Source organism: Natrononativus sp. DTA114 (genome assembly GCF_059736515.1).
In genome coordinates this window covers 843,434-861,999 of the sequence record NZ_JCASSN010000001.1, presented here as the reverse complement: position 1 = coordinate 861,999, position 18,566 = coordinate 843,434, and the positions used below count along the sequence as shown (strand labels likewise).

Below are 18,566 nucleotides of genomic sequence, written 5' to 3'. Positions count from 1 at the left end.
ACGCGACCACGACGGAGTACCTGAGACAATGACTGCAACCGACGCATCCGACGACCGACGACAGACCCGAACCGCCCGACGACAGCCGATGAAAGGCGTGAGCCACACCAATCCCTACACCGGCGAGAGCACCGGTCAGCTGTTCAACCGCGGGCCGATCGTGGCCGCCGACGGGGGACGCGCCAACGCCGTCGAACCCGACGCCGATCGTGATGAGACACGGCAGATGAACGATGAAACACGGCAGATGAAAGACGTGAGCCACACCCCGCCGAACGAGTCCGAGGACGCCAACCGGGTATTCGAACGCGGCGGCAGCGAGGACGACGTCGCCGTCGAGTACGAGGAATGAGCGAGCGAACGCTGTACGACAAGGTGTGGGACCGCCACAGCGTGACCACGCTGCCGACCGGCCAGGAACAGCTGTTCGTCGGCCTCCACCTCATCCACGAGGTGACGAGCCCGCAGGCGTTCGGGATGCTCGAGGAGCGCGACCTCGAGGTCGCCTACCCCGAACTGACCCACGCGACGGTCGACCACATCATCCCGACCGCCGACCAGTCCCGCCCCTACCGGGAGGACGCCGCAGAGGAGATGATGCGCGAACTCGAGGAGAACGTCCGCGAGGCCGGCATCGAGTTCTCGGACCCGAACAGCGGCGACCAGGGTATCGTCCACGTCGTCGGCCCCGAGCAGGGGCTCACCCAGCCCGGCAAGACGATCGTCTGCGGCGATTCGCACACTTCGACCCACGGCGCGTTCGGCGCGCTCGCGTTCGGGATCGGCACCAGCCAGATCCGCGACGTGCTCGCGACGGGCACCCTCGCCTTCGAGAAGCAGAAAGTGAGAAAAATCGAGGTTCAGGGCGAACTCGGCGACGGCGTCGAGGCCAAGGACGTCATCCTCGAGATCATCCGCCGGCTGGGCACCGAGGGCGGCGTCGGCTACGTCTACGAGTACGCCGGCTCCGCGATCGAGAGTCTCGGTATGGAGGGTCGGATGTCGATCTGTAACATGTCGATCGAGGGGGGCGCTCGCGCGGGCTACGTCAACCCCGACGAGACCACCTACGACTACCTGGAGGAGACAGACTACTTCCGGGAGAATCCCGAGAAATTCGACGAGCTCAAGCCCTACTGGGAGTCGGTTCGCAGCGACGAGACGGCAGCGTACGACGACGTCGTCACCATCGACGCGGACGACCTCGAGCCGGTCGTCACCTGGGGAACGACCCCGGGCCAGGGGATCGGCATCACCGACCCCGTTCCAGCACCCGAAGACCTGCCCGCGGACAAGCGCGACACCGCCCGCCGCGCCCAGGACCACATGCGCGTCGAGCCCGGCGAGACGATGGCGGGCTACGAGATCGACGTCGCCTTCCTCGGCTCCTGTACGAACGCCCGACTGCCGGACCTGCGACGGGCGGCGCGAATCGTCGAGGGTCGCGAAGTCCACCCCGAGGTGCGGGCGCTCGTCGTCCCCGGCAGCCAGCGCGTCCAGCGGGTCGCCGAGGAGGAGGGACTCAAGGACGTCTTCGAGGCGGCCGGCTTCGACTGGCGTAACGCCGGCTGTTCGATGTGTCTGGGCATGAACGAGGACCAGCTCGAGGGCGACGAGGCCTGCGCCTCCTCCTCGAACCGCAACTTCGTCGGTCGCCAGGGGAGCAAGGACGGCCGCACCGTCCTGATGAACCCGCGGATGGTCGCCGCGGCGGCGATCACCGGCGAAGTGACCGACGTTCGCGAGTTGAAGGAGGTGACTCTGCAATGACGGGGACCGAGACGGTCGAGATTCCGTCCGTCGAGGCGGTGTCGGGAACCGGCGTCGCGATTCGCGGCAACGACATCGACACCGACCAGATCATCCCCGCCCGCTTCATGAAGGTCGTCACCTTCGACGGGCTGGGCGAGTTCGCCTTCTTCGACCAGCGATTCGAGAGCGCGACTTCGGAGGAGTCGCGAGACGGAGACGGCGAAGCCGTCGTAGCGGACACCCAGAAAGAACACCCGCTGAACGAGCCCGCTCACCGCGACGCCTCAGTGATGGTCGTCAACGCCAACTTCGGCTGCGGTTCCTCGAGGGAGCACGCCCCGCAGGCGCTACAGCGCTGGGGGATCGACGCCTTCGTCGGCGAGAGCTTCGCCGAGATCTTCGCGGGTAACTGCCTCGCGCTCGGCATCCCGACGGTGACCGCCGACGCCGACACGGTCGAAACGATCCAGGACTGGGTCGAGGCGAACCCGGACAGTGACGTCGAGGTCGACGTCGCGAGCGAGACGGTCACCTACGGCGAGACAACCGTCGACGTTGGCGTCGACGAGGCCCAGCGGAAGGCCCTCGTCGAGGGCGTCTGGGACACGACCGCGCTGATGAAGGCCAACGCCGAATCGGTCCGCGAAACCGCGGCGTCGCTGCCGTACGTGGAGGACGGCGGTTCCGTATGAGCCACGAAATCGCGGTTATTCCGGGCGACGGTATCGGCCAGGAGGTCGTCCCCGCCGCCGTCGACGTGCTCGAGGCGACGGGCCTCGAGTTCGAGTTCACGTCCGCTGAGGCGGGCGATGCCGTCGCCGACGAGACCGGTGAGGCCCTGCCGTCGGAAACCTACGATCTCGCCGCGAGCGCCGACGCGACGCTGTTCGGCGCGGCCGGCGAGACGGCCGCCGACGTGATCCTCCCGCTGCGGGAGGCCGTCGACTCGTTTGTCAACGTCCGCCCTGCCAAAGCGTATCCGGGCGTCGATGCCCTTCGTCCCGAGACGGATCTCGTCTTCCTCCGGGAGAACACCGAGGGCGTTTACGCGGGCCACGAGGACCGACTGGGCGACGACCTCTCGACGCTCACGCGGGTCGTCACGGACTCGGCCTCCGAACGGCTGGCCGAGTTCGCCTGCGAGTTCGTCGAGACGCGGGGGGCCGACGGCTTCACCGTCGCCCACAAGGCGAACGTGATGCGCGAGACGGACGGTCGCTTCCGGGATGCCGTTCTTGCGGTCGCCGAAGAGAACGGCGTCGAGACCGACGAGGTGCTGATGGACGCCTTCGCGACGCACGTCTGTCTCGACCCGGCGCAGTTCGATACCGTCGTCTGTCCGAACCTCGCGGGCGACGTCCTTTCGGACCTCGCTGCGGGGCTGGTCGGCGGCCTCGGACTCCTCCCGAGCGCCAACGTGGGCCCCGAACGCGGACTGTTCGAGCCGGTCCACGGCACCGCCCCGGACATCGCGGGCGAGGGCGTCGCGAACCCCGCCGCAACGGTCCTCTCGGCGGCGATGTTACTCGAGTTCCTCGGCCACGACGAGCAGGGGTCGGCGGTTCGGACGGCCGTCGAGGACGTCCTCGAGTCCGGCCCGCGAACACCGGATCTTGGTGGCGACGCCACTACCGAAGACGTGACGGCCGCCGTGGTCGATCGGCTGTAGGGTCCTTTTCGAGCCCTCGTCGCTCGAAGGCGAGTCCGTCACTCGTCGGAGGCGATCTCGACGTTCGAGAACTCGAACCGGGCACCCCCGGACTCGCTTTCGGTTGCGCGACACTCCCAGCCGTAGGCGTCCGCGAGCTGTCCGATGAACGTCAGGCCGAGGCCGATTCCGTTCGTATCCGTGGTGAACCCGGCCTCGAAGATCCGCTCGCGTTTCGAGTCGGGGATTCCCCGTCCGTCGTCTGCCACGTAGAAGCCGTCCTCGAGGTTCCCGACGCGAATGGTGACGCCGTCGTCGCGGGCATCCGTCCCCGGATCGGTCGTGTCGTCTAGCTGTGAGAGATGCGGCGCCGACCCGTGCTCGAGGGCGTTCTCGAAGAGGTTTTCGAGGATGTGCCGGAGGTGGTGGGGCTCCACCGCGAGAACGACGTCGGTTTCGACGACCAGCTGGTCGCGGGACGCCGACAGCGTATCCCACACCTCGGTCGCCAGTTCCTCGAGCCTGACCGGTTCGGGATTGACAGTCGACTCACCGCTCTCTGCCAGGACGAGCAACACGTTGATCATCTCCTCGATCCGCTCGTGAGCGACCTCGACCTGCTCGAACGCGGTCTCGTCACCCCGTCGGGCGTTCTGGAGGTAGATCTGGGCGATACTGAGCGGGTTCCGGAGCTCGTGTGCGAGCATGCTCGCGAAGCTCTCCAGGCGCTTGTTCTGTTGCTCGAGCTTCCGCTCTCGTTCCTTGCGGCCGGTGACGTCGCGTACGATCCCGATAGCGCGAATCGGCTCGCCCGCATCGTCGTAGAAGAACTCGCCGTGGGCCGTGATCCACCGACGTTCGTCGTCGGCCCGAGTGATCCGGCACTCGAACTCCCACTCGCCCGTCTCGAGGGCGGTCTCGAAGCGACGCTGAACCCGCTCGCGGTCGTCGGGGTGAACGTGCTCGAGGAACCGATCCAGGCTCCAGTCGTCGAGCGGTTCCTCGTAGCCGAAGATTTCGTCGTGACGGGACGAGCGAACGGGGGCGTCCTCGGTCTGTAAATCGAGTTCCCACGCGCCCATCTCCGCCGCCTCGAGTGCGAGTCGCAGTCGCTCTTCGCTGTCGCGAAGTCTGTGCATCGTCCGTGCCCGTTGTAAGGACTCCCAGCAGCGCTGGGCGACCGTCGTCGCCAGTGCGACCTCGTAGGTGTGCCACTCACGGGGCGTTTCCTGATGGATCGCCATCCCGGCCGTGAACGCACCGTCTTTGTGCAACGGGACAAAGACCGTGCTCCGAACGCCGAGGCGCTCGTACACGTCTCGAGCCGTGTCGGTTATCCGCTCGTCGGCACCGACGTTGTCGACGACGTACACCGTGTTCTCCCGCATCGATCGGAGTGCCTCGTTGCCGAAGTCGGAGATCGTCCACGGCTCGGTAAGGCTTGCAGTCTCGCCGCGGGCGTAGTCTCCGATGATCTTGAGGCGGTCGTCGTCGCTGGCTTCGACGTACGCACAGCGGTCGGCCTCGAGCTGTTCACACAGCAGCTCCGAGGCGGTGGCCATGATCTCCTTCGGCTCCGAGAGCGGCTGAAGCGCCTGGTCGAGCCAGAGCAGGAACTGATCGCGCTCCTCCCGTCGTTTGCGCTCGCTGATGTCACGTCCCTCCGGAACGATGTAGACGACGTCTCCGTGCTCGTCCGTGACCGGGTGAAGCGAGAAGTCGTACGTCGTCACCTCGCCCGAGGCGTCCTGGAGCGACAGTTCGTAGCGAACGAACTCCCCGGCGGCCGCGCGAGCGACGTCTCGTCGCACCTGTCCCGGGATCCCTGGCGTGTGCGTGAACCAGGGTGTCTCCCAGAGCGGTTTGCCGAGCGACTTCTCCCTGCTCGCACCGTCCCACTCGAGAGCGGCGCGGTTGGCGTCGAGCACCGTTCCCTCGTCGTCCAGGAGGCCGATGAGCTCGTAGGTGCCGTCGAAGACGGCACGCAGCCGTTCCTCGCGTTCCTGCAGTTCGGCGATCGCCTCCTGGAGGGGAGTGATGTCGGCGACGACGCCGGGGAACCGAACGGGGACGCCGTTCTCGTCGTACTTCACCGTGCCGTGGCTCGAAACCCATCGAACCTCGTCGTCGACCGTCCGAACGCGGTACTCCGCGGTGAACTCGCCGTCGGTATCGATGGCCTCGGTGATCATCGTCTCGACTCGTTCGCGATCCGCCTCGTGGATCCCTTCAGTGAACGTCTCGAGTGGCGTTTGGACAACGGCTTCGTCCGTCTCGACGCCGAACAACTGTGCGAACGACGCATCGGCGACGAGTCGGTCGTCGGTGATGTCCCAGACCCACGTTCCGAGCGAATCCGCGCTGTTGACGGCGTCCAGCTGGGCCGCTGATTCGTTTTGACCGTTAGACGATTCCCCGCTCGTCTCGCGAACGAGAGAGAGGATATCGCCGTCTTCGGTCAGCGTGAACGACAGTTCGACACGGATGTCCTCCCCGGTGCTACGGGTACAGGTCACCGGCTGCGTTACCCTTCCTTCGTCCGGATCGGTCGGCAAGCACCGCTCAGGATCGTCTCCGATACCGAGTACCGTGAGGGATTCGCCGAGCAGTGCCGCCGGTTCGTAGCCGAACGTTGCCGCATACGCGTCGTTTACGTAGACGAACTCGCCGTTCCCGTCGAGTAGACCGATCGGCTCACTCGCTGCCTCCAGCGCCTGGTACACTCGACCGACCGCTTGCTCCCGGTTTCGAGTACCAGTATCGGTCATCTGATCTATACGTCGAGTAACGGATTACGCCTAAAGAGTCTCCCGGTACCGGCGCAACCGAACGGTTCGTCCCGACGGCTGGCACTCGACTCGCAAACCACACCCGGCCGCAAGCGACCGCTCGAACCCTGATCTCAGACGACGTCGAGCGCATCCCGATCTGCCCCGGCGAGTTCACAGAGGGCGTCGGCCTCGAGGAGGTGACACTCGCCCGGAACGACGAGCAGGTGGAGCGGATCGCCGAACTCGCGGTCGGCGAGTTCGGTCATCGTCGCGGCCTCGACGACGGGGTCGGGGCTGCCCGCGCGGGCGACGACGACGCCGACGAGATCGGGGTACGCCTCGGCGAGGAGGGACGCGCCGACGTCGGCCGTCATGTACGTCTGGTCGGCCCCGTCACCGTCGCGTTCGCCGCCGGCCGACTCCGCCCGACGGATCGCCGCCTCGTTGTCGACTTTGATGTCGAGGTAGACGACCGTGTGGAGTCCCTCCGAGCGGTTACCGTCGATCGTGTCGGTGACGCTCGCTGGCAGCCCGTCGGCGCCGTGGGCGTAGGGAAACGGGAGCGTGGTCGCTTTCCCGAAGCGGTAGTTCTGGAGGCCGGTGAGCGAACTCGTGGCCGTCTGGGCGGTCACGCCGTGGATCACCCGCGTCTCGATCCCCCGCTCGTGGGCGCGCAATCGGAGATCGACGTGCGTCGTCGAGATCATGGTGTCGCCGGCGGTGAGGAAGGCGACGTCCTCGCTCGCGGCGGCCTCGAGAATCTCCCCGGGCTGTTGTTCGACGCCCGCTCGGTCGCTGACCTCGATGTCGACGCCGTGGTGGGACTCGAGCGCCTCGACGGTCGTGCCGATCAGTTCGCTGGTGTAGAACTCGGCGTACACCCGGTCGGCGGCCCGGAGCGCCGCTTGCCCCTCGACGGTGATCGAACGCTCGTCGTAGAGACCGAGACCGATGAAGGTGAGCATGGCCGTCCGTAGTGAGAGCGCTCGCTATAACCTTTCGAGTCGGTGCTCGCGGACCGGTCGACCGAACTGACTGCCAGAATATATTACTCAAACAACAACTTTACCGCTCGAGAGCGTTTCTCTCGACGAGGTCCCCAGTATGAGCACAACCAAACTCCGCGACGTGACGACGCAGATCGAGGCCGTCCTCGATCGGATCGGTGAGTCGATCGAACGCGGCGAAGCCGAGGGAACGGTGTCGGAGACTGTCCGGGAGCTCTGGGAGGTCGTGGAAGCGATCGAGAACGTTCTCCGGACGATCGACGCGGACGAACTTCCGGACGCCATCGACCTCGAGGAGCTTCCCGACCTGGTCGAGGTCGACGAGATTCCGGCAGCGATCCGCGAACACGATCCGGATCTCGCCCTCGATCTCAAAAAGCTCCGCAAGGTGATCAAACTGAAAGAGCTGTGGGGGTCCGTCGACCTCGTCGAGTTCTGGGAGGCGAAGCAGGCGTTCGACAAGGAACTCGAAGACGTCGTGGGGGAGGGCGGCCCGCTCGAAGGCGTCGTCGGCGACGACTCGACGGGCGGTACACTCGGTGAGTCCGAAACCGCGGCGGAGCTCGAGAACGTCGTTTCTGAACTCGAAACCGAGGCAACGGAGGCGGCGCTCCAGCAGCAGGCGGTGAAGGCGGTTACGGTCGGGCGGAAGGCTGCCATACAGGGCCACGCTGCGTTCGAACGGGTGTACGACGAAAATCAGGGGCGCTTCACCGGCGGGAACTCGCGAAACCCGACGGCCGTCTCGCTGAAACCGCCGGGGCCGCTGCCGGACAGCGCCTCGACGCGGGTATCGACGCTCCCCTCGACGGTTCGCCATTCGGACGCGGTGGTGTTCTCGCCCGTCTACGGCTACCGCTGGCGGAAGGTGGCCGAGGAAGACCGATAGTCGCGAACGACCGGGGTCTACCGCTCTTCGACTTTGTCGAGTTGCTCGAGGAAGCCGAGCACGTCGTCGACGACCCACCGCTCGGCGATCCTGCCGTCCTCCACGCGGGCGAAGATGGTGCCGACGAGTTCGACCTCGTTCCCGGTCGGCTCGGCGCCCATGAACTCACCCTGGTGGGTCGCGCGCATCGTAAAGCGGTTCGCGACCGTGTTCCCCTCTGCGATCACGTCGTCGACCGTACCGTGTAAGTCGGGAAACGCGGCGTGAAAGTCCTCGACCTGTCGCCTGAACGCCTCGCGACCGCGTAGTTCGGAGGGGGTCCAGGGCGAGTGCTGGACGAAGTCCTCGGCCAGGAGGTCGTCGATAGCGTCGACGTCGCCCTCGTTCCAGACGTCTTCTTGCATCCGGCGCGCGAGCATTTTCGGCGTGTTGTCTTCGGTACTCATGAGTCGGCGAGAGGCGGGTTCTCTCGTGTGCTCTCGTGAGAGTACTGACGCCGGCTACGGAGAAAGCGGTTCTCTCAGCAGAATCGATCAGTTCGCGATGCACTCGTGGGACGGGCCGCGTCGGACCGCGAGCGCCAGAAAAGCGTCAGCGTTACGGCTCGCCGCGCGCGAGTGCCGGTATGGACGTGCCGTGTGTCCGCGTACGGCCCTCCGAGGGCGAGGCGACTCGCCGCGAGCTCGCCGACGCGGATCTCATCGCCGAGGAGTTCGAGATCACCGTTTCCGACGGGTGGCTCTACGTTCCCGTCGCTCGACCGGAAGCGGTGCCGGCGGGGCTCGAGGTCGTCGACTACGACCCACCGGAACGCGAGACGCAGACGACACCCGCCGACCTGCTCGGGTTCGAGCCCTCGTACGAACGCCTCGGGGACGTGGCGCTGCTCGACGAGGACGACGCGGACCGGGCTGCGGAGATTGCACGGGCGATCGCCGACTCGGATCTCCCGCTCGAGACGGTGCTCAACAAGCGCTCGAAGATCAAGGGCGAGACGCGGGTGCGCGACTGGGCGGTGCTCGTCGACGGCTCCGACGACGGCCGGCCGACCGAAACCGTCCACCGCGAGTACGGCTGCGAGTTCGCACTCGATCTCGCGGAGGTGTACTTCTCGCCGCGGCTGGCGACCGAGCGCCACCGGGTGACAGAGCAGGTAGCGGCCGGCGAACGGGCGCTCGACATGTTCGCCGGCGTCGGCCCGTTCGTGATCCCCTTCGCGAAACGTGGCGCTGAGTGCGTCGGCGTCGACGTCAACGAACGGGCGGTAGAGTATCTCCGGGAGAACGCCCGGCGAAACGGCGTCAAGGACCGGGTGACGGCGATCAGTGGCGACGTGCGGGAGGTAGACGGGGAGTATACGGATTGGGCCGACCGGCTGGTGATGAACCTCCCACACAGCGCCGACGAGTTCCTCGAGACTGCCGTCCGACTCGCCGGGGAAACCTGTGTGATCCACTACTACGACATCCAGCACGAGGACGACCCCTTCGGAGGGGGCGAGCGGGCGATCCGTGCCGCTGCAGAGCCCGAGTACGAGGTGTCCGTCGAAACCCGCCGAATCGTGCGTTCGTACGCTCCTCACGAACTGAACGTCTGTCTGGACGTGCGACTCGAGCGCGCGGGGTAACTGGGCACCACGACTGTCAGTGCCACGTGCAGGACGATTCGCAACCCTTATGGCTCGGTTCGGACCTACGTAGAAGTGCGAGCCAGCGACGGTGCGCCGGTGTAGCTCAGACTGGCAGAGCGAATCCTTCGTAAGGATTAGGTCGAGGGTTCAAATCCCTCCACCGGCTTACCTTTTGTGACGAACAACCGTGAGGAGCAAAGCGAGCCGTGGAGGAATTGAATCAGGGAGCAGCTTCGCTGCGACCGTGGCTCATAATCCCCTCCACCGGCTCTTTCTGACGAGCAAGGTGAGGCAGAAGAGCGGCCGTAGAGGGTTTTTAACACCGGAACGAGGGAGCGACGCGATCCACGTTCCGGTGTTCAAATCCGTGTAGGCGGACTTACTGGTGCCTACGTGACAACTCTATTACGATTACCATTCACATTCCTCCATACAAGCAAATATCTTTTATGCCTACATGTTGTTGTACGATCGTAATGTCTGACGATCCTTCTGGTAATTTGGAGTCTGCAAGTAATGTGGTGGGGCTCGACTCGAGACGGTCGGCGGACGGCGATCTCGAGTTGCTTACGGACTCACACCGCCGGAAGCTCCTCGAGTACCTGTTCGAGCGGCCGGATTCCTCGGTTCCGACCGAGGAACTCCTCGAGTTCGTGATCGCAGAGTGCGAACGCGAGGACGATTCGGTCCCCAGTTACGAGGAACTGTTCATCGCGGTCCATCACACGCATCTTCCGCGACTGGCGGCGAACGACATCGTCACGCACGACCGGGAGCGGAGTCTCGTTCGATACCACCCGGACGAGCAGTTCGAGGCGCTCTACGCGTCCGTCTCGGCGTCGCTCGAGGAGTAGCGTCGAGGCCGTTGAGACCGCTCGCGAAGTCGCTTGGCTCCCCGGCGGCGGTAGTCGACGCCCCGGGTCGATCTCTCACAGCAACGCGGAGCCGACCAGCAGTATCGCTCCGACGAGAACCGGGACGTCGTCGCGGGAAAACGACAGTCGAGGAAGTGTCGGGTTCCACGAGAAACACCGCGCCTGTAACGCACGGGAGAGGCGGTCGGCTCGAGTGAACACGCGAGCGAGTCCGAGCGTCCCGAGGCGGCCCGCGCGGTCGACGGGACCGCGTTGATCACCGAGGCGGGTCGCCACGGCCTCGCGGATCGTTCGCAGATCGGCCCGGAGGACGGGGAGAAAGCGAAAGACGAGCGCGACGCCGATCCCGAGTAACTGTCCCGGCTTCCCCGGAACCGTTCGCTGGATCGCCGCACGGGAGTCGCGAACCGGCGTCGACCGCACGTAGGCGGCGCTCACGAGCAGGACGAGGAGGACGCGATAGCTCGCCCGCGCGGGTTCGACCGCCTGCTCGAAATCGAACCACGGCGGGCCGAGCGTGAGCGCCGAAACGAGAGGGGCGGCGAGCAGAACGGGAACCGCGAAGCGGTAGGCGTACACCGCACGCCGGAGCGAGACGCCCGCGGCGGTCAGGACGAGCCAGGTCAGGACGGTCAGCGCCGCGAGCGCGCGTGGTCCGGTGTGTGCCAGCGCGGTGAGCGCGAACGTCGCCTGGAACGCGAGCTTCGACCGCGGGTCGAGCCGGTGGGCGAACGTGTCGTCGGACTCGTAGCTCAGCATTCGTCGCGGTATCGGCGGGGAACGCGAATGCTGTGCGACTCGAGCGCCTCGAGTGCGGCCGCCGGTCGGTCGTCGATCGCGATCGCCCCTCCCTGCATCGCGACGACGCGGTCGGCGAGTTCCCAGACGTCGCGCAGGTCGTGGGTCGCGACGACGATCCCCGTTTCTCGCCTCGAGAGCGACTCGAGTCGCGAGAGAACGGCGTCGCGGGCCGGCTGGTCGAGTCCGGTGAACGGCTCGTCCAGCACGAGGTGAGTCGGCTCCATCGCGAGCGCGCCGGCGATGGCGACGCGGGACTGCTCGCCCCCCGAGAGCGAGTCGATCCGCTCGTCGCCCCGACCGGTCATGTTAACAGCGGCCAGCGCCGCCTCGACGCGACGGTCGATCTCCTCGCGGCTGAGCCCGAGGTTCTCGGGGCCGAATGCGACGTCCGCGCCGACGGTCGCGGTCACGAACTGGTCGCGCGGGTGCTGGAACACCATCCCGACGCGGGTTCTGGCGGCGACGAGGTTCTCGCTCACCGGGACCCCGTCGACGAGCACCGTGCCCGAGTCGGGCTCGAGCAGGCCGTTGCAGTGGCGCAGCAGGGTCGTCTTCCCGCTCCCGTTCGCGCCCGCGAGGAGGACGAACTCGCCGTCGTCGATCGACAGCGAGAGGTTCTCGAGGACGGGAACGTCGCCGAAGGCGTAGGAGACGTCGCGGAACTCGATCATCCTACGACCAGGCGTCCGCCAGCGCGGCGCTGCGAACGATCACGACGGCGACGACGAGTTTCAGCAGGTCCAGCGGGATGTAGTAGGCGGCCCCGATGAGAATCGCCTCGGTGGGCTCGAGTGCGAGCACCCAGGCGAGCCAGCCAACGCCGAGCGTGTAGATGAGCGCGAGCGCGGCGAGCAGCGCGCCGACGAGGATCGGTAGCGGCGTCTCGGCTGGGTTCCCCCGACCGCCCGTGCCGTGAACGACGACGCCGATCAGGAACGCGGCGAGGGGGTACGACCAGAGGTAGCCGCCGGTTTCTCCAACGAGCACCCCCAGCCCGGCGGTTCCCTGGGCGAACACCGGCGCGCCGAGCAGTCCGGCGAGCAGATAGAGAATCATCGAGAACGCCCCCCAGTACGGGCCGAGGACGAGTCCCGCCAGGAAGACGAACAGTACCTGGAGCGTGACTGGAACGGGCGAGAGCGGGATCGGAATCGAGACGTAGGCGCTCGCGCCGATCAGCGCGGCAAGCAGCGCCGACAGCACGAACGGGAACACCACGTCCGCGCCGACGAGATCGACGGAATCGTGTTCGGTTGCCATACCGTGGCTCCCTCGTAAACCTAGATTAAACCTCTGGTTTACGACGTGGCGCTCCGTTCACATGAGGCGCTGCGTTACGCGGACCCGATCGCAAACGGGACGGCCGATTCCGCGACAACCGAAGACTACCTGTCTGTTCACCGATCACCCGTTCTGACGGGGCCACACCGCGTAATCACCTGTTGTTGTCTCCAGGTCTGCTGAAACGACCGGCGACGTTATACACTGGATCTGCGCCTCCCTCGAGCGTGGGTGGAATGAGCACATTGTACACCGGTGGGAGGCCGGTCACGGCGAGAGGCGGGGGGATCGAGGGCCGAGAATCGAACACCCGAGGGCAGCCGCGGACGGCGGTGAAACGCGGAGGACAGGCAGCTGTGAAACGGAGAGGGCGGCCATGAAGCGCGCGGGCGTCCTCGCGGTCCTCGTCGCCGCGGGAGTGGTTTCGGGGCTGGTGGTTCTGCCCCTGTTAGGGGGCGGTTTTGCACCGCTCGAGCGGGCTACCGCCGAGGCCGACACCGGAGCAGCGGAGGGTCAGGCGGGTGCCGCGGCCGCTGAGGGCGGTGTCGCGGTCCACCCCGAAGCAGCACCGCCGGAGGCGGTCGACCTGATTTCGGTGCCGCCCCCGACGCTCGAGCCGACCGCCGCACTCACCCAGGAGTACGAAGCGGCCGTCGAACGCGGCGTCGAGGAGGGGATCGAGCTCGTCCAGGCCCAGGGCGTCGAGGTGAGCCAGGAACAGCGCGCAGCGGCCCTCGAGGGCGCGAGCGAATCCGTCGCCCAGCACCAGGCGGCCGAGGTCGAACAGGTGCAGGCGGCGACGACCGGGGCGGTTCACGGTGCGCTCGTCCAGAGCCAACAGGTCGACATCGAGCAGCTGCAGGTCGCCGTCGGCGGGGCGACCGACGGCGCGCTAGCCCAGCACCAGCGGGCGAACGCGACCCAACTGCAGAGCGCGACCTGGGGGGCGACTCACGGGGCGGTCGCCCAGGGTCTGACGCAACAGCAGGCAGTTACCGTCGAACAGATCCAGGTCGCGACCAGCGGCGCGGCCGCCGGTGCGGCTCACCACGCTGCGGAGAAGGACGTCGACGAGATCGGCAAGATCCAGGAGGCCGCCCAGGGATCGGCCTACGGCGTTCTCGAACAGTACCAGAAACTCACCGTCGAGCAGCGCCAGACGGTAACCCTCGAGCACGCCCAGTACGCTGCGGCGGGGGCGGCCGCGGGAGCGCTCGAGGGGAGCCAACTCCTGCTCGAACAGGAGCAGCGCGTCGAGATCGAGCAGTACCAGCGGGTGACGATCAAGCAGGTACAGACGGCCGCGATGGGGGCGGCGAAGGGTGCGCTCGTTCAGAAACAGCAGGTGACGATCGAGCAGACGCAGTCTGCCGCCTTCGGGGCGGCGGCGGGCTCGCTGCTCCAGGTGCAGCTGATCCACGTCGAGCAGGTCCAGAAGATCACCATCACGCAGATCCAGGAGACCGCGTTCGGCGCCGCGAAGGGCGCCATCGTCCAGAGCCAACAGGCCACGGTCGAGCAGATCCAGGCCGCCGCCTGGGGTGCCGCGGGCGGCACGCTGGTCCAGCACCAGGAGGTGTCGGTGGTGCAGGTCCAGCGGGCCGCAACCGGTGCCGCGAAGGGGGCGGTCGAGTCGGCGGTCCAGCACCAGATCGTCGACGTCGAACAGATTCAGGCTGCCGCCCGCGGCGCGGGCGCGGGTGCAGTCACCCAGATCCAGATCGTGAACGTCGTACAGGTGCAGGTGCTCGCCGAAGGCGCCTCGAGCGGCGCGCTCTCGCAGGCGCAGGTCGCAACGGTCGAGCAGGTCCAGGCGGCGGCGAAGGGCGCCTGCGAGGCGGCGGCACGCCAGAGCCAGTTCCAGCGGGTGTCCGTGACGCAACTGCAGGCGATCACGGCCGACACCGCCGCCGAAACCGTCACTCAGGCGGCCGACGCCGACCTCGAGACGGAGATCGAGATCGCCGAGGTCGCCGAGACCGACGCCGCCGAGGCGTTCGAAACGGTCGAGGAACGCGGGGAGACGGCCGCGGTGGCGCTACGCGACCAGGAGAGCGACGGCGAATCGGTCGTCGTCGACCGGATCGAACTCTCCGATGGCGGGTACGTGGCGATCCACGACGAAACGTTCGCTGACGACCCCGTCGAGAGCGTCCGCGGCGTCTCCGACTACCTCGAGGCCGGCACCCACGAGAACGTGGAGATCGAACTCGAAGAACCCCTGACGGAGAGCCAGTCAGTGCTCGCTGTCGCCCACCTCGAGACGACCGGTGACGAAACGTTCGACTACCTCGAGAGCGAGGGGCTCGAGGACGAGCCGTATCTCGACGAGAACGGCGCGTTCGTCGCCGATCGCGCACTCATCGCGCTGGAGACCGAGGTAACGGTCGAGGAGCCGCCCGCCGATGTGGTCGAAGAACCACCGGAGGAGGCAGAGGAACCGCCGATCGAAGAGCCGGCGGAGCCGACGCCCGACGAGGAAGAAGCGGTGCCGGAAGACGAGGAGGTGCCGCCCGAGGACGAGGAGGCGCCGCCTGAAGACGACGAGGTGCCGCCCGAAGATGAGGAAGGGCCACCTGAAGACGAGGATGAGGCCCCGCCCGCGGAGCCCCCCGAAGCGGAGGAAGAGCCGCCGGAGCCCGAGATCCCGCTCGAGGCGACCCTCACCGTCGCCGATCAGGTTGGCGACGGCGAGACGCTGCTGGTCGACTCGGCCACCGCGTCCGTCGAGTACGCGCTGGTGGTGATCGACGAAACGGACGAACTGCTCGCGGAGACCGACTCCGTCGACGCCGGAGAGACGATCGAAGACGTCGTCCTCGAACTCGAGCCCCCGCTCGAGTCAGGCGCCACCCTCGAGGTCGCGGTCGTCGCGACCGACGAGGCGGACCTCCCGGCGGATGCGGACGCCGTGCTCGCCAGCGAGACGATCGAGTACGAACTCGAGGCTGCGCTCGTATTCGGAACCCAGGAGAGCGACGGCCAGTCGGTCGTCGTCGCGGAGGCGTTCCTTCCCGAGGGCGGTTTCGTCACGATCCACGACGAGCAACTGTTCGAGGAACTCGACGAGTTCGAGGAGCCGGTCGAACTCGACGAGACGGTGAACGAAACCCTCCGGGAGAGCGTTCTCGGCGTCTCCGACTATCTCGAGCCGGGCGAGTACGAGAACCTGAGCGTCGACCTGTTCGACGTCCCTGGCCTCGAGTTCGACGAGGACTCCCTGTCGGCGGGCGAGCAGACGCTCGTTGCGGTCGCGTTCCAGGATACCGATGCAGACGGACTGTTCGGCTACGTCGAAACCGAGGGCGAGACCGACGAACCGTACGTCGACGGGGAGGGGGCGCTGATCGCTTCGGATGCCGTCGTCACGGTCGTTCCCGACGCCGGTTTCGCCGTCGAGGTCGTCGAGACCAACGCACCGGTGGCCGTCGGCGAGGAGCTCGAGGTGACGATCGCTGTCACGAACGAGGGCCCCGAGTCGGCAACTGACGCCGTTTCGCTCGCACTCGAGGGAGAGACGGTCGACTCGGCGGACGTCTCTCTCGAACCCGACGAGGCGGTGTTTGTCACGTTCACGGTCGAAACGACCGACCTCGAGTCGGGCGAGTACACCGTGCTAGTCGAGAGCGACACCGATAGCGACGAGACGACCGTCGAACTCGAGCCAGCCGACGAGGGTGAGCCCGCGTTCTTCGCCGTGAGCGACCTCTCGGCCCCGGAGACGGCACTGGCGGGTGAGACCATCACAGTTACGGCGACGGTGACCAACGAGGGCGACCTCGCGGCGACGGACCAGGTGGTTTACCGCATCGACGGCCAGCCAGTCGGGGAGTCAGTGGTGAGCCTCGAGGGTGGCGAATCGATCGAACTCTCGTTTTCGGTCCCGATTCCGGCCACCGCACTCGACGGACTCTCGACCCACGAGGTCGTGACGAGCGACGACGAGGCTGCGGTGGCGATCGAAATCGCCCCGGCGGAGCCAGCGTCCGCGTTCGCGTAGCTGCCGCTGGTCTCCGGTCGGAGCCTCGGGCGGACGAACGGGAGTCAGCGGTCAGCGCCGACGGAGTTCCGGAGCTAGTGCTGGTGGCCGGTCATCTCGCCGAAAGTAGTATCGAAGCGCTCCTCGAACAGTTCCATCGCGCGAGCCTCCTGTGTCTCGAGCGCCTCGTCTGTCCCCTCGCCGTGGTGGACGACGTGGTGTGCCTGGTTGGCCAGCGAGAGCATCACGATGTCGCCGATGGTTTCGCTCGGCGACTGGCCACCCTCTGCGACGAGGTCGACTAGCCCCGCTGGAACCGTGACTTCGTCTGCGTCGCCGTCGTCGGATTCGATGGAGAACGTCGTGGTTTCGACATCGTCTGTCATAGCCACACTGACGTGGAGCACACCTAAAGACCCTGTGGCTCGGGAGGGGTTTATGCGCGTTCCGAGCGTACCAATTCGTATGCCAACGATCGAACTCGAGGAGGAGACGATCGAACGGCTCGATGCGCTGCGTATCGAAGACGAGTCCAACGACGAACTCATCATGGAACTCATCAACATCTACGAGGCCAGCGAGTACACGCTGTATCACGCGGGCGACTGATCGTCGGAGGGCTCGAGTGCGGCCTCGCGACGACCCGCTCGCCGATCACTCGCCGGCTGCGACGGCACAGACCGACTCCCAGCGCCCGTTCGACTCGAGGTGTGACTGGAGTTCGTCGGCGTACTCCTGGGTGAGCGTCTCGGCTGCCTCTCGCTCTTCGTCGTGGCTTCCGCCCCCGCTACCCATCCCGAGTGCGCCCTTGATCGAGTCGACGAGGCCGCCGGAGTTTCCGGTGTCCGGGGTCGCTCCGCCCATTGCACCGACCTGCGAGCGGACGTTCTCGAGTTCGGGAAGGATCTGCTCGACTTTGTCGGTGTTGGCGACGATGCGGGCCCGATCGGGATCGTCGGGATGTTCGATCTCGAACTCCGTCGCGGTCATGATCAGGCTCCACTCCTGGCTCGTAAATCGGGAGTTCGCGACGCGCCGCGAGAACTCCTGGTCGACGGTCATTCGCTCGCCGACGATCCGATCGGTCCACGCGTTCTCGGTCATGACCACCGGTTGGACCGGCGGTCGTATCAGCGTTTCCCTCACGCCGTCTCCGGGATCGTCGTCCGCGTTCGTCGGCTGTCGGCCGCGACCTCGAACCGACGCGTATCCGACCGTGTGAAATGGTGTCGTTGGCCGCGAGAGGCGTCAACTCATGCCTTCAGAACGGTTTTACGTCTCTCCGGACGAGGGCCCAGTATGGGAAACCTCCGACCCACACGCCGCCAGTTCGGTACCGCAGCAGCCGCCGCCCTCTCGCTCTCCATCGCGGGCTGTGCCGGCGACGAGGGTGACGACACCGACAACGAAACGAACGAGACTGAGCCGGACGACACCGAGGCAGACGACGGGGCAGACGGCGCCGAAGCGAACGGCGACGACGAGCCGACGCTCACGGTCACCCTCGAGAACGAGGACGGTGAGCCGATTTCCGAGAACGTCGTGGTCAACGTCGAAATCCACGACTCGCCGGTCACCCACAGCCGCGGCCCGGACGTCATCGAGGACGGCCAGATCGTGTTCGAGGACCTCGAGGACGGCGATCACACGGTTTCCGTCGAGAGCGAAGCCGACGAGTTCGACACCGTCGAAGAGGACGTCACGATGGGTGACGAGGACGAGGAAGTGACGTTCGAACTCGAGGGCGCGACCCCCGACGGCGAAGAAGCCGAAAACGGTGAAGGAGACGACGGCGAAGAGACTGAAAACGGTGAGGGTGACGACGGCGAAGAGACTGAAAACGGTGAGGGTGACGACGAGAACGACGACGAATAACTCGCTCCGCCGCAGATTTTTCGTGGCACGTCGACCGAGTCCGAACAGTCACGGACGC

Annotated in this window: 18 protein-coding genes and 1 tRNA gene; 11 read left to right on the top strand and 8 right to left on the bottom strand. The window is 66.5% G+C overall.

Translation table 11 applies throughout. The features are described 5' to 3' along the window. The first annotated feature begins 28 nt into the window (after positions 1 to 28). The 4 genes from AC6I6S_RS04595 to leuB are packed head-to-tail and all read left to right on the top strand — an operon-like array spanning position 29 to position 3,421. The gene (locus AC6I6S_RS04595) at positions 29 to 352 is read left to right on the top strand and encodes a DUF7989 family protein (RefSeq protein ID WP_497948554.1); all 324 of its coding nucleotides are present in this window, start codon (positions 29 to 31) and stop codon (positions 350 to 352) included. Next, positions 349 to 1,770, top strand: a complete 1,422-nt coding sequence (gene leuC / locus AC6I6S_RS04590) for a 3-isopropylmalate dehydratase large subunit (protein WP_497948553.1) — start codon at positions 349 to 351, stop codon at positions 1,768 to 1,770. Before AC6I6S_RS04595 ends, leuC begins: the two co-directional genes overlap by 4 nt. After that, positions 1,767 to 2,444 carry a 3-isopropylmalate dehydratase small subunit gene (gene leuD, locus AC6I6S_RS04585; protein WP_497948552.1) on the top strand — a complete coding sequence of 226 codons (678 nt, stop codon included), beginning with the start codon at positions 1,767 to 1,769 and terminating at the stop codon, positions 2,442 to 2,444. The genes leuC and leuD overlap by 4 nt, the downstream gene beginning before the upstream one ends. Next, on the top strand, positions 2,441 to 3,421 hold the full coding sequence (gene leuB / locus AC6I6S_RS04580) for a 3-isopropylmalate dehydrogenase (RefSeq protein ID WP_497948551.1): 981 nt from the start codon (positions 2,441 to 2,443) through the stop codon (positions 3,419 to 3,421). The genes leuD and leuB overlap by 4 nt, the downstream gene beginning before the upstream one ends. Before the next feature lie 38 nt (positions 3,422 to 3,459). Here leuB and AC6I6S_RS04575 read toward each other — a convergent pair whose 3' ends face one another. Together AC6I6S_RS04575 and dph5 are read right to left on the bottom strand one after the other, a co-directional pair. Next, a complete protein-coding gene (locus AC6I6S_RS04575; RefSeq protein ID WP_497948550.1) occupies positions 3,460 to 6,168 on the bottom strand; it encodes a PAS domain S-box protein in 2,709 nt (902 codons plus the stop codon). Positions 6,169 to 6,302: 134 nt separating this feature from the next. Continuing rightward, positions 6,303 to 7,136, bottom strand: coding sequence for a diphthine synthase (gene dph5 / locus AC6I6S_RS04570; protein ID WP_497948549.1), 834 nt, complete (start codon positions 7,134 to 7,136; stop codon positions 6,303 to 6,305). A 139-nt stretch (positions 7,137 to 7,275) separates the two neighbouring features. Between dph5 and AC6I6S_RS04565 the strand changes: the two genes are divergently transcribed. Further along, on the top strand, positions 7,276 to 8,067 hold the full coding sequence (locus AC6I6S_RS04565; protein ID WP_497948548.1) for a hypothetical protein: 792 nt from the start codon (positions 7,276 to 7,278) through the stop codon (positions 8,065 to 8,067). Positions 8,068 to 8,084: 17 nt separating this feature from the next. On the opposite strand, the gene AC6I6S_RS04560 is transcribed toward AC6I6S_RS04565, so the two are convergent. Then, positions 8,085 to 8,513, bottom strand: coding sequence for an ester cyclase (locus AC6I6S_RS04560; RefSeq protein WP_497948547.1), 429 nt, complete (start codon positions 8,511 to 8,513; stop codon positions 8,085 to 8,087). A 179-nt stretch (positions 8,514 to 8,692) separates the two neighbouring features. Here AC6I6S_RS04560 and AC6I6S_RS04555 point away from each other — a divergent pair, with 179 nt between their 5' ends. The 3 genes from AC6I6S_RS04555 to AC6I6S_RS04545 all read left to right on the top strand — a co-directional run bounded on the left by AC6I6S_RS04555 (position 8,693) and on the right by AC6I6S_RS04545 (position 10,551). Continuing rightward, complete coding sequence (locus tag AC6I6S_RS04555; RefSeq protein ID WP_497948546.1) at positions 8,693 to 9,694, top strand: class I SAM-dependent methyltransferase; 1,002 nt, start codon at positions 8,693 to 8,695, stop codon at positions 9,692 to 9,694. Between the two features lie 95 nt (positions 9,695 to 9,789). After that, positions 9,790 to 9,863 (top strand) — tRNA-Thr (locus tag AC6I6S_RS04550). Positions 9,864 to 10,173: 310 nt separating this feature from the next. After that, positions 10,174 to 10,551 carry a DUF7344 domain-containing protein gene (locus AC6I6S_RS04545; RefSeq protein ID WP_497948545.1) on the top strand — a complete coding sequence of 126 codons (378 nt, stop codon included), beginning with the start codon at positions 10,174 to 10,176 and terminating at the stop codon, positions 10,549 to 10,551. Between the two features lie 75 nt (positions 10,552 to 10,626). On the opposite strand, the gene AC6I6S_RS04540 is transcribed toward AC6I6S_RS04545, so the two are convergent. From AC6I6S_RS04540 to AC6I6S_RS04530, 3 genes are read right to left on the bottom strand one after another with little or no spacing between them, the layout of a single operon-like run. Beyond that, positions 10,627 to 11,331 (bottom strand): energy-coupling factor transporter transmembrane component T family protein, encoded by a 705-nt coding sequence (locus tag AC6I6S_RS04540; RefSeq protein WP_497948544.1) that lies wholly within the window; start codon positions 11,329 to 11,331, stop codon positions 10,627 to 10,629. After that, the gene (locus AC6I6S_RS04535) at positions 11,325 to 12,044 is read right to left on the bottom strand and encodes an energy-coupling factor ABC transporter ATP-binding protein (protein ID WP_497948543.1); all 720 of its coding nucleotides are present in this window, start codon (positions 12,042 to 12,044) and stop codon (positions 11,325 to 11,327) included. Before AC6I6S_RS04535 ends, AC6I6S_RS04540 begins: the two co-directional genes overlap by 7 nt. Position 12,045: 1 nt before the next feature. Beyond that, positions 12,046 to 12,633, bottom strand: a complete 588-nt coding sequence (locus AC6I6S_RS04530) for a biotin transporter BioY (RefSeq protein ID WP_497948542.1) — start codon at positions 12,631 to 12,633, stop codon at positions 12,046 to 12,048. Between the two features lie 397 nt (positions 12,634 to 13,030). Here AC6I6S_RS04530 and AC6I6S_RS04525 point away from each other — a divergent pair, with 397 nt between their 5' ends. Next, positions 13,031 to 16,654, top strand: a complete 3,624-nt coding sequence (locus tag AC6I6S_RS04525) for a DUF7282 domain-containing protein (protein ID WP_497948541.1) — start codon at positions 13,031 to 13,033, stop codon at positions 16,652 to 16,654. A 74-nt stretch (positions 16,655 to 16,728) separates the two neighbouring features. Here AC6I6S_RS04525 and AC6I6S_RS04520 read toward each other — a convergent pair whose 3' ends face one another. Next, positions 16,729 to 17,019 carry a DUF7545 family protein gene (locus tag AC6I6S_RS04520; protein WP_497948540.1) on the bottom strand — a complete coding sequence of 97 codons (291 nt, stop codon included), beginning with the start codon at positions 17,017 to 17,019 and terminating at the stop codon, positions 16,729 to 16,731. Positions 17,020 to 17,098: 79 nt separating this feature from the next. Here AC6I6S_RS04520 and AC6I6S_RS04515 point away from each other — a divergent pair, with 79 nt between their 5' ends. Continuing rightward, positions 17,099 to 17,242, top strand: coding sequence for a DUF7557 family protein (locus AC6I6S_RS04515; RefSeq protein ID WP_497948539.1), 144 nt, complete (start codon positions 17,099 to 17,101; stop codon positions 17,240 to 17,242). Between the two features lie 45 nt (positions 17,243 to 17,287). Here the strand turns inward: AC6I6S_RS04515 and AC6I6S_RS04510 are convergent, their stop codons facing one another. Next, positions 17,288 to 17,737 carry a DUF5799 family protein gene (locus AC6I6S_RS04510; RefSeq protein WP_497948538.1) on the bottom strand — a complete coding sequence of 150 codons (450 nt, stop codon included), beginning with the start codon at positions 17,735 to 17,737 and terminating at the stop codon, positions 17,288 to 17,290. A 195-nt stretch (positions 17,738 to 17,932) separates the two neighbouring features. Here AC6I6S_RS04510 and AC6I6S_RS04505 point away from each other — a divergent pair, with 195 nt between their 5' ends. Then, entirely contained in the window at positions 17,933 to 18,508 is a 576-nt protein-coding gene (locus AC6I6S_RS04505) for an S-layer protein (protein WP_497948537.1), read from the top strand. Positions 18,509 to 18,566: the final 58 nt, after the last annotated feature.

Bases quoted from the DNA above. Each gene is read 5' to 3' on its own strand.
- AC6I6S_RS04595 (WP_497948554.1), top strand. From the start codon at position 29: ATGACTGCAACCGACGCATCCGACGACCGACGACAGACCCGAACCGCC.
- leuC (WP_497948553.1), top strand. From the start codon at position 349: ATGAGCGAGCGAACGCTGTACGACAAGGTGTGGGACCGCCACAGCGTG.
- leuD (WP_497948552.1), top strand. From the start codon at position 1,767: ATGACGGGGACCGAGACGGTCGAGATTCCGTCCGTCGAGGCGGTGTCG.
- leuB (WP_497948551.1), top strand. From the start codon at position 2,441: ATGAGCCACGAAATCGCGGTTATTCCGGGCGACGGTATCGGCCAGGAG.
- AC6I6S_RS04575 (WP_497948550.1), bottom strand. From the start codon at position 6,168: ATGACCGATACTGGTACTCGAAACCGGGAGCAAGCGGTCGGTCGAGTG.
- dph5 (WP_497948549.1), bottom strand. From the start codon at position 7,136: ATGCTCACCTTCATCGGTCTCGGTCTCTACGACGAGCGTTCGATCACC.
- AC6I6S_RS04565 (WP_497948548.1), top strand. From the start codon at position 7,276: ATGAGCACAACCAAACTCCGCGACGTGACGACGCAGATCGAGGCCGTC.
- AC6I6S_RS04560 (WP_497948547.1), bottom strand. From the start codon at position 8,513: ATGAGTACCGAAGACAACACGCCGAAAATGCTCGCGCGCCGGATGCAA.
- AC6I6S_RS04555 (WP_497948546.1), top strand. From the start codon at position 8,693: ATGGACGTGCCGTGTGTCCGCGTACGGCCCTCCGAGGGCGAGGCGACT.
- AC6I6S_RS04545 (WP_497948545.1), top strand. From the start codon at position 10,174: ATGTCTGACGATCCTTCTGGTAATTTGGAGTCTGCAAGTAATGTGGTG.
- AC6I6S_RS04540 (WP_497948544.1), bottom strand. From the start codon at position 11,331: ATGCTGAGCTACGAGTCCGACGACACGTTCGCCCACCGGCTCGACCCG.
- AC6I6S_RS04535 (WP_497948543.1), bottom strand. From the start codon at position 12,044: ATGATCGAGTTCCGCGACGTCTCCTACGCCTTCGGCGACGTTCCCGTC.
- AC6I6S_RS04530 (WP_497948542.1), bottom strand. From the start codon at position 12,633: ATGGCAACCGAACACGATTCCGTCGATCTCGTCGGCGCGGACGTGGTG.
- AC6I6S_RS04525 (WP_497948541.1), top strand. From the start codon at position 13,031: ATGAAGCGCGCGGGCGTCCTCGCGGTCCTCGTCGCCGCGGGAGTGGTT.
- AC6I6S_RS04520 (WP_497948540.1), bottom strand. From the start codon at position 17,019: ATGACAGACGATGTCGAAACCACGACGTTCTCCATCGAATCCGACGAC.
- AC6I6S_RS04515 (WP_497948539.1), top strand. From the start codon at position 17,099: ATGCCAACGATCGAACTCGAGGAGGAGACGATCGAACGGCTCGATGCG.
- AC6I6S_RS04510 (WP_497948538.1), bottom strand. From the start codon at position 17,737: ATGACCGAGAACGCGTGGACCGATCGGATCGTCGGCGAGCGAATGACC.
- AC6I6S_RS04505 (WP_497948537.1), top strand. From the start codon at position 17,933: ATGGGAAACCTCCGACCCACACGCCGCCAGTTCGGTACCGCAGCAGCC.